This window comes from Paenibacillus sp. FSL R10-2782 (assembly GCF_038592985.1).
Lineage (GTDB): Bacteria > Bacillota > Bacilli > Paenibacillales > Paenibacillaceae > Paenibacillus > Paenibacillus terrae_C.
The window spans coordinates 4,933,718-4,946,697 of record NZ_CP151951.1; the positions used below are offsets into that span (position 1 = coordinate 4,933,718).

Below are 12,980 nucleotides of genomic sequence, written 5' to 3' on the forward strand. Positions count from 1 at the left end.
CTTGTCAACATAAAACGTAAAAACATTAATTTACCAACATTCTTATCATAACACCATGTTTTTGTCGAAGTAACGTTGAAATTGTCGAATTGTTAAATTATAAATTTTATTTTTTCTACTATACTTTAACATATCATCTCAATTGAAAAATATTTACATTTTACCTTTATTTAGAGAATATTTTTTATGTCCCCTTGCATAATCTGGATTTTTAGGTGATGGGTTTTTCCGCCTAGATCTGGAAATCCCCTTGGTTGTTCTTGCTTCATGTGTCAAAAATACGAACTCCCTTCAAACAAGTGGTTTTAGCTCCTTTATTAAAATGTGAGTTCCTTTTAGCAAGTTCTTTCTATAATCGTCCCTTCATCCACTAAGCCAACTGCTTTAAATTATGCACGGTTATTCATCTTAAAAGCCTCCCCTCCTTCCTACCAGCTCTAAAGAAATAATAATTCTTGATGTGTTACAAGAACGATAAAAAAACATATAATTTCTTTTTTCACAAAATAATCAATAAAAAGACCAATCCCTTAAGATTGGCCTAGTCTAATTGCATATGATCTTGAAGACTCTCCATAGAAACTGGTGGCTTAAACCAAGAGAAGAACGTAATGCCCCTCTCTTGGCAAATAATCGGTTGATTCACATATTGCCGTATAATGGACGCTAGTCTTTATTAGCTGTTGGTTCGGTTCCCCAAACAAGTACGCCATTATGATACAACGTAGCTTTCGTATGATCCGCATATGAAGTTTGCGTGCCTTTATACGAGTAATCGTCACTTTCGTTATAGTTCGACCAGTCTGTTTTATGAATACGGGTTTGAATTTCGCCCGTGCTTCCTCCAGGTGCTAACACGCCTGCATTCGAGTTGAAGCTGACTTCCAAATAATAATCAGCGCCAGTTTCAGCTTTATCCATTTTAACCAGCTTGCCATTCAGCTTCGAGCAGCTCAGCGCCGCATAGTCGCAGTTGAATGTCTGCGCGCGGTCACCGTCGATCGTGTAGTAGTAGCGAATTTTCAACTCGTTGATCGGTACGGAGGTTGTACCTTTGTTTAAAATTTGGAAATACGGCTTCAAGTTATTGTCGTTCACATTGGTATCCGCTGCGCGATACTGGAGCACCAGTCCCGTTGTCGGCTGCTGATCATCCGATTTGGGCGTTGCACTAGCCTTGTTCGAAACCGTTTGACCTGCACCATTCTTCGCTACGACTTGGTAGTAGTACGTCGTGTCTGCCGTTACGGCTGTGTCGGTGTAGCTGCTTCCGTATACATCGCTCGCTACTGTGGCGAACGCGTCGTTTTCAGCCGCCGAACGCTTCACTTCATAGCTTGCCGCATTCGCCGATGCTGTCCAGCTCAGCTTTACTTTCGCCGTTTCGCCCGCTGCGTTCAGCGTGAAGCTGCCCGGTACTGACGGCTGGTCGGAAATGCCATACGTTTTTAAGTTGGTCGGGAGTTTGTCAAGCGTAATGACGTTCGGATGATTATACACTTTTTTCAGATGCTCAAGACTGTTCTGTTTGCCGTCTCTCAGGAAATCCCCATACCATGTAGCGAACCAGCTCCAATGGGCTTGATACGCCTTCATCAGATCAGGATCGGGGATAGGTCCGTTTTCGCTCATGGCAACTAACTTTTTGTCCTTGCCCAATGTAACAAGGTCTTCATATTTTGCAATTTGCGGACTGTAGTCGCCTGCTTGTGGATAAGAGTCAAAGCTCAAAATATCCACATAGTTGTCTCCCGGATACCAGTCGGGAGCAACAGAGTTCCAGACCCAGATCAGATTGTTCAATTTGTGCACATGAGTCAAACGGTCGTGCATCAAAATATACAATTTTTTAACAGGCTCAGGACCTTTGGCGCCCCACCAGAACCATTTGCCTTCCGCTTCATGCAAAGGACGGAACAGGACAGGAACTTTCGCAGCCTGCAACTTCTTCAATTGCTCTGCGATCACATCGATGTCGCGAATAAGAAATTTATAATCTTCGGACTCTGGATTATTCATCGCATATTCTATATCGAATGTGGTCGAATCGGCATAGAAGCCCCTCCACCATTCTTTTCCCGGCGTATCGATAAGATCTTTCGGCGCGTTCCAGTGCCATGCAAAGGTAACAATGCCCCCTTGCTTATCCCATTCAATCGCCTTTTCTGTCTCTGTGGAACGAAGACCGTGTTCCGCTCTGCTTGGCGAATAGTCAATCAGGTCAAGCGCCGCAATAGCCGGCTTTTTACCTACATTTGCTTGCAGCCAATCAATTTCGGGCATATCCTCTTGACCGGAAAGTATATTCTTCCCGTATTGATCAACCAGGTAGTTCATCAATGCTTTTGCTTCTACCGTCGCATTCGGATTGGTGAGCGTTTTGGTTACCGCATGCGGTGGACGGTCAGCAGCAGGCCCCAGCTTGACGTAGTCGATATCGTACCAGCCCCAGCCCGTTTCAAAACCGATCGTATTCGCCCCTGCATTCAACAGAACCTTACCACCGGAGGTTTCTTTAAAATCAGCCGATTTCCAAAGCACCAGTTCGCCAGACGCTTTGCCGTTTAAAGAGAAATTCGTACGTTTGTCATCATAAGGAGAACGGTAGCCGATTGTAAGATTGTACAAGCCTGCCGTTGGAGCCTGGATCGTCATCGTCAGGGAATCCCCTGCATTGTGGAAATTAGTTACGTAACCAGTACCGGAGAAGCCGGTTCCGCTGGATTCCACAGTTGTTCCCTTCAACGTGCCGTTTTCGGCTTCATAGCGAACCGGGCCGTTTGCAGACGCCTGCGGAACCGCTTTCAAGACATTGGAATTGCTCGTTCCCGCATTTGTTTTCGCGGTTACTTTATAAAAATAAGAAGTGCCGTTCGTTACGTTAGTATCCGTATAAGACGTTTCGATCAAGTTGGAGGCTACAGCAGCAAAAGGACCGTCTGCATACGTTGCCCGCTGTACACTGTAACCCACAGCTCCGCTGGAAGCGTCCCAGGACAAATCGACTTTCCCATCGCCAGCCGCACCTCTCAGCGCAAAGCTTTCAGGTGGCACAGACGTATCATTGCCGGCAGTCAACACGATGTGATAAGCCGTCAAAGGCGGTACGGTATAGGTAAAGCGGTTGCCTGAAATTTGCGTAATTGGCGCTGCTTCCTTAATTTCCGAGCTATTGTTGTCGAAGCCCCATACTTTACCGGAACCGTAAGTCGTCTCGCCAGAAAGATCAAATTGGGCGTCGAATGCGCTGTCCATGCTTTTATTCATGACAACGAGGTGCAGCTCTTTGTAGGATGCATCCGTTACGGAAGCATGCACCGAGCTATTGACAATATCTGACGTTTGCGCATTAACGCTGATATCACCGAAAGTAGAGCTTTTTCCGTCATAATTGCGGTAAAGCTTGTAAGCGGCACTAACATAGTTGTTCGCACCATCCTTTAACCTCCAGTAGTTTGCCATATAAACGTCGTTTTTGCCCAAGATGCCCAGCACATCGGTCATAGCGATACCGCCGGAAATATCATTTTCGCCCCCGTAGCTATACTCGGTCAAAGCCAGCTTGGTTCCTGGGTAATACTTGTCCACCGACTGCTTCAATCGAGGCAGTAAAGGCAAGAATTCGCTGTTCCATTGAGCGATCCAGCTATCTTCCTTGTAGGTCGGGTCCCACAAAGTACGAGGCGCCTGCATTCTGGCTTTCTTCGTTTCGTCGTTGCCTACCTCATTCGTAATTCGTATGCCTCCGCCCATCGCTTCGGGATACCAGTGCACATCAAAAACATCCAGCAATCTCTTGCCTTCGGCTTGCGAGCTGAGACGCATTTGATCCAGGTAATAGTCCACGAACCAGCTGTAGTTGCCTTTTACAGAGTTCCAATCAGGCGCAGTTTGAAGATCTGTATAGGCACCAAAACCATAAAGAACCGGTCCAAAAATTTCCGCGCCCGCGTCAACCGCTTTAACAGCTTTGGATAAACTTACCGACCGATCTACCAACTCTTTCGCTCCGACCTTTTCACCATGAATGCGCGGATGCGTATGCGACCAGAGAGCGGGTTCATTGTCGAGTGAGTATCCTTTCACACCCGTCTTTGTTGAAGCAGCGCCGTATTTTTTCACTAATAAGTTGACGAATTCATCCGCATAAACCTGATTGTCATTCAGATCAGGCTGTAGTTGGAACGGCGCATTTTTGGCGTTTACGACCTGATTCCAACGAGCGGAAGGAGCCTTTTCGCTTTCCTGTACACTTCCGTTTCCATCCTTGGCCACATAACCGGCCATCGGTAGCGTGACTAAAGAATAAGTGCCAAGCTTCAGCGATTGATCATGAAACGAAGTCGTCACCGCTCCCGGCTTTTCACATTCAGCTTGTGTCAGACCGCCATTATTGCATAAATAGTTATCGCTGGATTGCTGCCAGTCGCTTCCTGCATTGGACATATTGTTTTCCCAGTTGTATCCGGTCATTCGATTGCCACCAAGTCGCCTGGCAGTCAGATTCTCATCGCCTGCCAAATCCTGATTCGTACCGTATATATAAGGGCTAATAGGCTTACGATCCTTGGATGTATCGACTTTAATGGTAACGGTCTTCACCGTTTGACCGTGAACTACAGTTGGAGCAGGTAGAGCCCCCCCTACTATAATCGTGCATGCCATGACGACAGGCAGCCATTTGGAACGCTTTGATAAAATACCACTACTACTATTTTTCACCTTCATGCCGCTTTCCTCCTTTCAATTTGAAAAGAGCGGCACCCATACGAGTGCCGCTCCGTCAGGCTTTAAGGCTCCTGATCCCAACGAGTTTATCGTTCTGGTACAGCGTCACCTTACTCTAATCTGCAAATTAATTTTTTCTCCTCTCCGTCCGAAATCCAGAATTGGCCCGGATCTTCAAGTGTTGCAACAGCCGTATTCACACCGCACATGATGGGTTTGCCGTTTGCATCAAGGTAGTACCGTTATCGGCTTCTTGTTGACAAATGTGTAATAGTACAGCTCTGCTATACGTTCTACCGACCAAGCCTGCATATCGAACCATTTGTTGGACCGACGGTCCGTATACATAGATTATTCCATATAGCCATATAGTAGAACATGAATTCGCCGCTCGGACATTGCTGTAATCGCCGTTCCAGAATACTTAAAAGTCATATTTGCTTTATGTAGCTTTTGTCATCTCAAAATAAAAAAAGAATGGTTGAGTAGACACGGAGCCTGCTAAACCATTTCTCATGAAAATTTTTGATTCACACCCATCTCCCTACCGTACCTTGTCCTTTTGAATAAGCCCATAATAGATGCGTGCAGGCTCTGATTCTCCAGTGGATAAAATATATTCTGCCAAGGGGGCGCACAGCTTTTGAAGATAGAAGGAGTATAGCAGCTCCGCCGTGTCAAAATGAATTTTCAACACCCGTTTCATCAATCCATCAAATTTGGGGTAATCCAGTTCTTCCGGGGTGATATCAAACGGGTATTCAGGAAAGGTTTTTTTTTGGATTTCGATGAACTGCTCCCTAATCTTTGGTTGATTGCCTGATCGCGCGGCTGAGAAATTCATCATAAAAAACGATATAAAATCTGTCTCACGATCACTTAATTTATAATACTCACACCAACGCATGAACATCAGCGGTTTTACCATATATAAATCCCCTTTTAACGAAGTCCAATTTAATCATTGAATCACACAAAATCTAACAGGTTCCAGCATATGTAATATATAGGTTAAGTCCCATTTTAAAATATGATTCCTTAAACAAATTTTGCATTTTAACATATCCCTATATCTTACTTCTCCGTAATTAGCCTACAAAGAATGCTCAACAAAAAAGACCTTTTCAACATCTTAATGACGCTGACCAGGTCTTCTCATGGAAATCCGTATCTTTACATTCGTATCTATTCTAGTCCTCTACATAGCTGACCCATTACAGGCTGCAAGTGAAAACATAGGCGGGCGGGACGTTGTAATGTACCTTTTTGATTTGAATGTCTCTAAAGAAGGTACGAAAGAAGTTGTGTTTTACCTTACTATACTGAAACGTAATAAATTTGCCCTCCTGACCCAATACTTCTGCCGTTTGTCCCAAAATCAGGCTGGATAAGGCGGCAGGTAGGCTGGTAAAAGGGAGTCCTGATACGACGTAATCCACTTTCGAGACATGATACTGTGTTATATACCGGGCTACATGCTCGGCCGATCCATGAATGACGTGTACTTGCTCCAAGTGTCCGTACTTGCTTTGCAATGTTTTGTAAAACGATTCATTGGCCTCAATCACTAGCAATAGCGTATCCGGGCGCTTGTTCTTAATCAGTTCTTGCGTAAACACACCGGTACCTGCACCATACTCAATGATGCACGCTGCTTGGTCAAAGTAGATTGGTGTGGCAATTTGCTTGGCCAACTGTCTTGAGCTTGGTATGATAGCGCCTACGCTACGTGGATGCCTGATATACTCTCGAATAAAGTGAATCGCATTCATCTTTCCCTCTCCCTGCTTGACACACGTAATAGGCATTCGGTTCATCCAGATATCACATTACATATTCATTGTATCTCGATCAGAATAGTCATTTCAAGCAGGCTACAGTCTGAATAAAAGAAAGTGGACAGCCTTATTGGAATCTAGTCAAATAAAACTGCCCTCTCGCTGTAATCTTTATTGTTCTATCGTGTCGACACTTGGACTTTCCGTCTTGGATGCCTGTCCACCTTTACGCCGTCGTGCGTCCAAGCGCATGGCAACAATCCGGTAGATGGAGGTAGGGCGTATGGATACGGCCCAGTTTGCGTCCGCATCCGGTGCAAGTACGACTCCCAACTGATGATGATCCCCATCGTACATGCCGCGCTGCACAAACTTGCTCTCACCTTGAAGGTTCCGTACCTCCAGCTTGCAAAAAGCGGAGTTGATCCGCAAGGCTTGATGCAGCTCGTTGCGGCTGTTCACGACGACGCTGTTCACGCGGTAAATGGACTCGCCGGGCAGAATGCCCATCGCCGTCGCTGGACTATCCGGCAGCACAGCCAGTACACGCAGTCCTTGCTCCGGATGAACAAACATAGGGCTGAGACGGCTCTCCTCCATGTTGCCGTACCAGATCAGCGCCTCATGGGCCAGGAAGGAGAACAACGCTGCCACCAGCGTCAGCGGACTCCACCATGCTGCCAGCAGGCTTAGCAGGAGCAAGGCTACGCTGTAGAGAAGCAGGCGGTTAGCGGTTAGCACCGCCTTCTGGCGTGGCAATTGGCCTATCGTCACGCTGCTGAAGCCCATTAGGACCGGCAAGGCTGCCAGCATATATCCGGTTCCATCACCAAACAACGGCGTCCACGGAAGCGCAAAGCCTCCCTGAACAGGAACCAGAAGCAACAACGGAATGGGCCAGAGGTCTTCCATCCGGTAGCCTCCGACCAGCCTTCCCCGCTTGCCCTCCACGAACAGTGGCGTTGCGGCCTTTCCTCCCTGCCAGCGAACCAGCAGCGCCTCAGCCACATGCAGCGCAGCAACGAGTACCAGCAACGCTGGAATATCCAATCCACGGATGGCTGCCACCGATGTTCCAAGCGCTCCCTCAGGCTGCCAGCCCTCCGCCACGTTTAGAGCAAACTGGACTAGACCCAGAAGGCCCACCGAATAGGCCAGACACAGGTAACGTACGCGTACCAGCATAAGCAGCAATGTGGCCACCCACAGACATACGATGGAGGCCGAGGTCAGATGAACACTTACGAACATTCCGAGAGCAGACAGGGCCAGCCCCGCGATTAGACCACTCCATACTACGCGCCACGTCTCCCCCGGCCAATTATGCAGCCTAGTATGAAAGAGCTTGCGCTCCAGCAGCATTTGCCGACGATAGCCAAGCGCGACAATGAGTATCGAGATATAGTAAAACGGCTGCAAAAGCAGGTACAAGCAAGCATTTAGAACGCTCCATCCCCATTGTAAAGCCCATTCCAAGTTCATTCACACTCCTTATGCCCCTGGCCCGCTGTTCAGCGGATCACGTACATTTCATATCCATTTATTCTATATGAAATTGCCAACGTAGGGAAGACAATCCGGCAGACTGCAAATAAATCCCACAATAAAAGGAGGCTGTTTCCAGCCCCCTTAGTTGTAGCCTTATTATTATTTCGCTGCGCTAGTCTTCATTTCCTTCCGAATCTCTTCAATCCCCTGCTTGAGTTGATTGTCATTTTTCGGATCACGAATTTTTTCGATCAGCTTGGCTTCCATCGCCGCTGCTGTCTTCGCATCAATCACACCGTTAACCGTCAGCTTCGCCTGTTTTTGAAAAGCATTAACGGAGCCTTCCGTCACTTTATCAAAATATCCGTCTTCACGGCCCGGCTTGTAGCCCAAGCCTTGCAGAATGATTTGCGCATTTTTTACATCGCCGCTATTCATATTGTATTTCAACGGCTTTTCCTTGTTCAGCGGTGCTGCTGTGAAGAATTCAGGCTGTTCCACCGCGATATCCGGCTTAATACCTTTTTTGTGAATCCACGTTCCATTTGGCGTCAGCCATTTGGCAATCGTGATTTTGAGCAGGCTACCGTCGCCCATTTGCTTGTCATAGCTGGTCTGTACGGTACCTTTACCAAAGGAGTTTTCCCCGATCAATACTGCTCCAGCCGATTGCTGGAGAGCGCCAGCCAGGATTTCGGACGCGCTTGCGCTACCTTTATTCATGAGCAGCGTCACTGGATATTTCTTACTTGACCCTTTAGATTTCTCTTCTTCACGCTTCTGATTCTTGTCTTCCACTTGCACGATCGTTTTACCAGCAGGTACAAATTGCTGTGCAATATCAATCACGACGGAAAGCACGCCGCCCGGGTTATTACGCACGTCGATGACAAGCCCTTTAAGCCCCTGTTTTTCCAGCTTCGCGAGTTCTTCTTTAAAACGATCTGCTGTATTCAAGGAGAACTGGGTAATCGTGATGACGCCTACACCGCCGCTTTCCATATGAGCCGTCACGGTTTCCATATCGATACTATCACGGGTAATGGTGTATTCCAGCGGATCAGGAGAGCCGCTGCGCTGGATTTTGACCTTGGCCTGACTACCCTTAGGTCCACGTATTTTGGAAACGGCCTTGTTCAAATCCAGACCATCCAGCGTTTCACCGTTAACGGACAAAATAATGTCCTTGGAACGCAGTCCCGCCTTCTCGGCCGGTGAGCCTTTAATTGGCGTTACCACGACCACTTTTCCATTTTCTGCCGCTACCTCGGCCCCGATCCCGGTAAAGGAGCCTTCAATGGACTGTTCAAACTGCTGTGCTGTTTCTTTGCCCATATAAGAGGAATATGGGTCGTCGAGCGATTCCATCATACCGTTGATGGCTCCGTCCACTAGCTTGGTACGGTCGACGTCCTGATAGTATTGCCCCTGGATCAGATCCATCGCTGTCTCAATTTTGCGGATATCACTTCTGGAGGTGGAGCTGCTACCTGTCACACTCGCCAGCAGTCCTTCGCCCAGAGCGCTGCTTCCCACTGTCGTCGTTCCAGTATAAGCAAAAGTGAGCAGGCTACCGCCAAGCAGCCCAATCACCATCAAGAGTACCGCTGTACTTTTTTTCAACATCTAATCGTCCACCGCCTTCAATTGATCTTGTATACTATTGCCTTGCAACGCATATCCATCCACGCAGTATACGTCTAGCTTGTACGGAATATGTTAATTGTATCCTACTCTGTGTTTCAATGCACATGTTCTGCACCGGGTATCAAGCTATGAAGGCAAAGCCCTATCTACAACCGTATTGGCTACAAATAGGGCTTCCCTTTTCAACTATAGATAGTTCATCGGATTTACTGGTTTGTTATTCTCGCGCACCTCAAAATGACAGTGAGGTCCTGTTGAATTGCCCGTCGAACCAACTTCTGCAATTTTTTGACCGCGTTTCACAGTCTGTCCTGTACGTACCACCGTACCGCCATTGCGAATATGTCCATACAAAGTCCACAGCCCGTCTCCGTGATCAATCACGACCGTATTGCCGTAGCCACTCCACCATTCCGCAACAATGACAACACCGTCTTCTGCTGCATGAATATCAGTTCCCTGCGGAGCAGCCATATCAATGCCTGTATGGCCTTTAAGCTTGCCGGTAATCGGATGTACCCGCATGCCAAACGTTGATGAGAGTCGGTAATTGGATACAGGCAAAGCCAGCGTGCCCGATCCGCCCGTATACGTACTGGCTGCCGCATGACTGGAATTAGAGCCTGCGCCTGAGGATGAAGAAGCATATCGCTTGGCTTCAGCAGCACGCGCAGCCGCTCTAGCACGTGCTGCTTTAGCCGCCTGTTCCGCTCTGAGCTTGTTTTTCTCCTGCACCAGACCCACACGTTTGTTAGCGAGGGCTACCAGCATATCATTCTGCTCTTCACTGATTTCATCCGACTCAGCAATATCATGATCATAATTGGCAATCAGACGCTGCTTTTCCTTCTCCTTCGAATTCAGCTCAGCCTTGGCGCCCTGTTTGAGGGCATACAGCTTCTTGGCATTTTTATATTCCGTGTCGAGCTGCTTCTTCTTACTGACTACCAGAGCCTTGTCCTTTTTATGCTCGTCCAGCAGGATTTGATCCTGCTCCACGATCGTTTTCAGGGAGTCTACCCGGCTGAGAAAGTCACTAAAGCTGGTCGAAGACATAAGCACGTCCATATAGGAGACGGTTCCATCCGTATACATCAGACGCACGCGAGTTTCCAGCATTTTTTCCCGTGACTGGATACGATCAATCGCTTCGGCTAAATCTTTTTTAGTCGCACGCAGATTATCTTCCGTTTGATCAATCTGAACTGCTACACGGGTCAACTGGTCGCTGACGCTGTTAATCTGGGCGAGTACAATTTTCAGGTTTTGCACGGTTTTATTTTTGTAATGTTGGGCATACTGTTTATCTTGAGCCGCCTTTTCCTGCTGTTGCTTGGCAGACTTGGCCTTCTTTTCCAATTGATTTAGTTGCGAATTAATTTCACTCATGCTTTTGGCATATCCGTCTGAGGGCTGAATCAGCAATGCGGCTACCAAGGTAGCGGCCAACACAGATCCTGTCTTCTTCAACTTGCAATCCCCATCCTTTATCGCAAAATAACACCGGGCTTCCCCGTTCTAATTAATATCGATTACGACGTCCACCAAATGTTTCCTTATACTTTTAAGAACTTGCGCATGGATAGGGTACTGCCAACAATGCCGACCAGCATCCCCAAAATAATCAGCAAAGCACTCAACTGAATCCAAATGCCTTCAAGCGGCATAAGCTTCAACATGTTCAGCGCAATATCTCCTTGAACGGCTGTAAGCAAACGCTGATAACCAGAAAACAAAATACCAACGGTAATTACGGAACCAATCAGGCCAATAAGGGCGCCTTCGATAAAAAACGGCCATCGTATAAAAAAGTTGGTCGCACCGACCAGCTTCATAATGCCAATCTCTTTGCGTCGTGCCAGAATGGTCACGCGGATCGTATTCGAAATCAGGAACATGGACATCAGTCCCAATCCAGCCACGAATACAAAGCCCACATTACGGATGAGCTTGGTAATGGTGAAGAGCGTCTCCACGGTGCCTTTTCCGTAACGGACCTTTAAAATCGGTTTCTCCGGATGTATCGTGTTCAGCTTCTCAATCTTCTCAGCTACAAATGGGACTGTCGTCGGTTCAATGACCTCTACAACGATTTTGTCTGGAAGCGGATTGCTGTCCTTATCAAAACCCTCCAGCAGCTCCTTGCCGCTGTCTCCCAAATCTTTTCGCAGCTCCTCCAGGCCTTGAGCCTTGGTGACAAAGGTAGCTTTGCTGATTTCCGGCATCGCCGCGATTTCCTTTTGCAGCGTTTCACGCATGCTTTGCTCCACATTCAGCTCCAAAAATACGTTAACCTCCACCTGGCTATCCGCTTGGTCAGCCAAGGAGTTGACGTTGAGCACCAGCATAATAAACACGCCCAGTATAAGCAGTGACACAACAATCGAGGTGACGGATGCCACGGACATCCAGCCATTGCGGAATATGTTTTTGAAGCCTTCCCGCACATGACGCAAGAAGGTATTAAAAGTCATATCCGTACTCCCCTCTCACCTGATCCCTTACGATGTTGCCATTTTCGATGGCAATGACGCGTTTACGCATAGAGTTTACGATGTCCTTATTGTGTGTCGCCATAACAATGGTCGTGCCGCGAAAATTAATTTCGTCCAGCAGCTGCATGATCTCCCACGATGTTTCGGGGTCCAAATTACCTGTGGGCTCATCGGCAATGATCACGGACGGATTGTTGACGATAGCCCGTGCGATAGCTACGCGCTGCTGCTCCCCACCGGAAAGCTGGGCAGGCTCGCGATTCATTTTCGTTTTCAAGCCAACCAATTCAAGTACTTCCGGCACCCGCTTGCGAATCAGCTTCTTGGGAGCCTCAATGACTTCCATCGCAAAAGCGACATTCTCATAGGCCGTCAAACGCGGCAAAAGCCGGAAATCCTGAAAAATGACTCCGATGTTGCGACGAACGTAGGGTATTTTACGCTGCTTGAGCTTCCCGATATTAAATCCATTAACTGAAATTTGCCCCTTGGTCGGTACTTCTTCTCTATAAATAAGCTTCATAAAAGTCGATTTACCCGCCCCGGACGGGCCGACTACGTATACGAATTCATTACGGTCAATTTTGACCGATACTCCCTGAAGTGCGTGGGTTCCATTAGCATAGGTCTTCCACACATCCTGCATTTCAATCACTCGATCACTTCCCGCTGCTTAATCAGATTACGTAAATAACTTAATATCCATTCGACATATTCCATGCATTTCCTTTAAAAAGTCCTGTATTTCATCATACCGTTTATCATTGTAACAAATTTGTTACCTGAATAGTACCGAAAGTTTTCTGCTTTTGGCACATATATATGAATATTATGGCACATGAAT

The 12,980-nt window shown here is 47.3% G+C and carries 8 protein-coding genes; all 8 read right to left on the minus strand.

Translation table 11 applies throughout. The annotated features are described in order from the left end of the window. Positions 1–666: 666 nt before the first annotated feature. Positions 667–4,728 carry a glycosyl hydrolase gene (locus tag NST83_RS22545; RefSeq protein ID WP_342415722.1) on the minus strand — a complete coding sequence of 1,354 codons (4,062 nt, stop codon included), beginning with the start codon at positions 4,726–4,728 and terminating at the stop codon, positions 667–669. Positions 4,729–5,272: 544 nt separating this feature from the next. Continuing rightward, complete coding sequence (locus NST83_RS22550; protein WP_342415723.1) at positions 5,273–5,656, minus strand: hypothetical protein; 384 nt, start codon at positions 5,654–5,656, stop codon at positions 5,273–5,275. A gap of 286 nt (positions 5,657–5,942) precedes the next feature. Then, on the minus strand, positions 5,943–6,500 hold the full coding sequence (locus NST83_RS22555) for an rRNA adenine N-6-methyltransferase family protein (protein ID WP_342415724.1): 558 nt from the start codon (positions 6,498–6,500) through the stop codon (positions 5,943–5,945). 177 nt (positions 6,501–6,677) lie between these two features. Beyond that, positions 6,678–7,988 (minus strand): serine protease, encoded by a 1,311-nt coding sequence (locus tag NST83_RS22560; RefSeq protein ID WP_342415725.1) that lies wholly within the window; start codon positions 7,986–7,988, stop codon positions 6,678–6,680. Between the two features lie 165 nt (positions 7,989–8,153). Continuing rightward, entirely contained in the window at positions 8,154–9,620 is a 1,467-nt protein-coding gene (locus NST83_RS22565; protein ID WP_342415726.1) for a S41 family peptidase, read from the minus strand. Between the two features lie 207 nt (positions 9,621–9,827). Next, positions 9,828–11,111 carry a peptidoglycan DD-metalloendopeptidase family protein gene (locus NST83_RS22570; RefSeq protein ID WP_137060503.1) on the minus strand — a complete coding sequence of 428 codons (1,284 nt, stop codon included), beginning with the start codon at positions 11,109–11,111 and terminating at the stop codon, positions 9,828–9,830. A gap of 86 nt (positions 11,112–11,197) precedes the next feature. Further along, on the minus strand, positions 11,198–12,115 hold the full coding sequence (ftsX, locus tag NST83_RS22575) for a permease-like cell division protein FtsX (RefSeq protein ID WP_137060504.1): 918 nt from the start codon (positions 12,113–12,115) through the stop codon (positions 11,198–11,200). Beyond that, positions 12,105–12,791 (minus strand): cell division ATP-binding protein FtsE, encoded by a 687-nt coding sequence (gene ftsE / locus NST83_RS22580; protein WP_137060505.1) that lies wholly within the window; start codon positions 12,789–12,791, stop codon positions 12,105–12,107. Before ftsE ends, ftsX begins: the two co-directional genes overlap by 11 nt. Positions 12,792–12,980: the final 189 nt, after the last annotated feature.

Bases quoted from the DNA above. Each gene is read 5' to 3' on its own strand.
- NST83_RS22560 (WP_342415725.1), bottom strand. From the start codon at position 7,988: ATGAACTTGGAATGGGCTTTACAATGGGGATGGAGCGTTCTAAATGCT.
- NST83_RS22555 (WP_342415724.1), bottom strand. From the start codon at position 6,500: ATGAATGCGATTCACTTTATTCGAGAGTATATCAGGCATCCACGTAGC.
- NST83_RS22545 (WP_342415722.1), bottom strand. From the start codon at position 4,728: ATGAAGGTGAAAAATAGTAGTAGTGGTATTTTATCAAAGCGTTCCAAA.
- NST83_RS22565 (WP_342415726.1), bottom strand. From the start codon at position 9,620: ATGTTGAAAAAAAGTACAGCGGTACTCTTGATGGTGATTGGGCTGCTT.
- NST83_RS22550 (WP_342415723.1), bottom strand. From the start codon at position 5,656: ATGGTAAAACCGCTGATGTTCATGCGTTGGTGTGAGTATTATAAATTA.
- ftsX (WP_137060504.1), bottom strand. From the start codon at position 12,115: ATGACTTTTAATACCTTCTTGCGTCATGTGCGGGAAGGCTTCAAAAAC.